The 2368-nt window shown below is 58.2% G+C and carries 2 protein-coding genes; both read right to left on the bottom strand.

The genetic code is table 11. The annotated features are described in order from the left end of the window. A partial coding sequence (hydF, locus tag QZZ60_RS11270) for a [FeFe] hydrogenase H-cluster maturation GTPase HydF (RefSeq protein WP_295641454.1) occupies nt 1–1092 on the bottom strand: 1092 nt, incomplete at its 3' end. A gap of 37 nt (nt 1093–1129) precedes the next feature. Next, nucleotides 1130–2185 carry a [FeFe] hydrogenase H-cluster radical SAM maturase HydE gene (hydE, locus tag QZZ60_RS11265; RefSeq protein ID WP_295641452.1) on the bottom strand — a complete coding sequence of 352 codons (1056 nt, stop codon included), beginning with the start codon at nt 2183–2185 and terminating at the stop codon, nt 1130–1132. Between the last annotated feature and the right edge of the window lie 183 nt (nt 2186–2368).

Here is a 2368-nt window from a genome sequence, read left to right as displayed (position 1 = left end):
ATTGAACATGCAGGCCCCGCAATGAATGATGAGATCATACTGCGTGAGATCCGACGGGAAATCCGTACCGCTCACCACCTGAACCTCAATCGCATCCCCGAAGCGGGCCCTCAGACGACGGGGTATCTTCTCCCGACCGATGTCCTCAGCAAGGGGAACGTGCGTACAGGCTTCGGCAATGAGTACTCGGGAATGCGGCGTCAACCGGTCGATGGCTTCCGCTCCCCTGAGGAACTCCTCTATATCCCCCTTGTACCCTGCCATAAGGATGGAAAAGGACGTAAGCAGACTCTGTTCCGGCTTGAGCTTCCATACCTCGCCGAACACCTGCGAGTCGGTAATGATGAGATGAGGGGGCTGAGAAAGAGCCTTCAGCGTCTGGGCGATCTTGTCGGCCGTACAACTGGCAACGATGCACTTCTTGTCCAGAAGCTCCCGGGTCACCTGCACCTGCGGCAGAATAAGACGCCCCTGCGGGGCCTGTATGTCCTGCGGCATGACCAGCATGACCACATCCCCTTCTCCGCAGAGTCTGCCGGTAAGCTCCAGCTTGCCCCAGTCGGCAGGCACCAGACGCAACATGGCCTCACGCAGGGAAGCCATGTTCGTTCCCTCCTTTGCGCTGACAAGCACCGGTTCCTGTCCCAGCACGTCGGCCACATGGGCACGCATGGTCTCAAGTTCGGAAGCGTCATGCTCGTCCATCTTGTTGAGAACCACGATGAACGGCGTCTTCCTGGCTCTCAGAGAAGAAGCCCACTCCTTTTCCGAGGAAAGATCGGCGTCATCGGCAAGCACGAGCAGCGCCATGTCCGTCTTTTCCAGGGCAAGACGGGTTTTTTCCACTCTGAGCTTGCCCATGGGGCCGCTGTCGTCAAAGCCGGCCGTATCTATGAGCACACAGGGTCCGAGTCCGTGAATCTCCATGGACTTGTATACCGGATCGGTCGTCGTTCCCGCCGTATCGGAAACGATGGCGGTCTCATGCCCCGTGATGGCGTTGATGAGTGAAGACTTGCCCGCGTTGCGCCTGCCGTAAATGCCTATGTGCAGACGCCCGGAACGGGGTGTATCATTGATGGTGTCGGACATGACAATCTCCTTGAATGCCTGTGCCCCGGAAGCTGCTTCAGCAGGATTTGAAATCGCCTCTGTCGACGACGATTTCGTAGCCGATAGCCTGAATGCGCTTCCTGAGCTCCCTGATGTTGTCGGCGCATTCCGCCCCTTCCGACAACTTGTTGTTGTAAAGACGATAGCGGGCCCTGGCCTCTCTGGGGGAAAGATTGGGCATGAGCACGTTTGCCCCGGCAAGAATGCCCCGCTCCCTGCCGTCCCCTGCAGCCGTCCCCAGCGCCGTAGTGGCAGGAAGCATGGAAAACGGCAGCAGCAGTCTCGTCATGGCCACCATGACAAGCGTTCTTTCCACGCTCCCGGAAGGAAAACCGGCAAAAGGCGTCTGCGCATGGGGGATGAACGGTCCTATGCCCACCATCTCCGGCTGAAAGTTCCGCAGAAAAAGCAGATCCTCCACAAGGCAGTCCGTGGTCTGCCAGGGAGAGCCGACCATGAATCCGGCCCCGGTCTGATAGCCGCATGCCTTGAGTGAGCGAAGGCAGTTCATGCGATTCTGCCAGGACTGCGCTGCAGGATGCAGCTTGGCATAGTGGACGGGATCGGCCGTTTCATGCCGGAGAAGAAAACGATCTGCCCCGGCCTTTCGGAGAAGACTATAGGAGGCAAGAGACCGTTCCCCGACGGACAGCGTCACGGCGCAGTCCGGCCAGGCCGACTTGATGCGTCTCAGAAGATCCGCGAGCCGTTCATCCGTGAACCAGGCATCCTCTCCTCCCTGAAGAACAAACGTACGGAATCCCAGCCCGTGGCCATGCTCGCAGCATTCCAGGATCTGTTCGGGCGAAAGCCTGTAGCGTTCAGCCAGGGCATTGCCGGCCCTTATGCCGCAATAGCGGCAGTTCTGACGGCAGATATTTGAAATTTCAATAAGTCCGCGGACATAAATTCTGTTGCCGAAATGTTCCTGAGCTCTGCACCTGGCGCGCTCGAACAAAACGTCGCGCACATACCCTGCCTCGTCGGGAGAAAGAGAGTTTTTCTTTCCCTCTCCAGAGGGCGCAGGCACGCATTCCGACAGTCCGGCCTTCTTCAGAAAGGAGACTTCCATAGCCGCCGCTTCGGCAGGAACGGGACCGGAAAAGGCCTCGGGAGCACACGCATCTATGAAGGAAGAAAGCTCCGAAGATTCAGGAAGCCTTCCCTCGAAAAGCATCTGAATTACGTCAAGACAGCGCTGAACATTCATACGCTCACCGCCTGGAAATGGCGGCCTTGACGGACACGCCCGGCA

Source organism: uncultured Mailhella sp., assembly GCF_905187505.1.
In the GTDB taxonomy this organism is placed as follows: domain Bacteria; phylum Desulfobacterota; class Desulfovibrionia; order Desulfovibrionales; family Desulfovibrionaceae; genus Mailhella.
This window is presented reverse-complemented; position numbering and strand designations above follow the sequence as displayed.